The sequence below is a fragment of the Hydrogenovibrio sp. 3SP14C1 genome (assembly GCF_029625905.1).
Classification (GTDB): Bacteria; Pseudomonadota; Gammaproteobacteria; order Thiomicrospirales; family Thiomicrospiraceae; genus Hydrogenovibrio.
The window spans coordinates 1-238 of the sequence record NZ_JARTLM010000309.1 but is presented as its reverse complement, the minus strand read 5'-3'; the positions used below and the strand labels follow the sequence as shown (position 1 = coordinate 238).

Genomic DNA, 238 nt, shown 5'->3' with positions numbered 1-238 from the left:
GCTAAACTATTAAAATAGTCATCAACAAAAATAAACACACCAAGAAAAGCCGCTAATAATTTAGCCCCACGTTTGCTTTTTACGCGAACTTGTGCCCATTCGGCAAACGCACGAGTACCGCCAGATAACGTCAATAGCGCGGTCATCATGCCTAATAATAATAAAAAGCCAACAATACTCATAGTCCAAGTATTGATACCGCCATCAGCGATAAAAACACTGAATACTTGACCACTGG

Annotated in this window: 1 protein-coding gene; it reads right to left on the bottom strand. The window is 40.3% G+C overall.

The window, feature by feature from the left end; translation table 11 throughout:
- A partial coding sequence (locus tag P8629_RS12650; protein ID WP_278166435.1) for a hypothetical protein occupies nt 1–238 on the bottom strand: 238 nt, incomplete at both ends.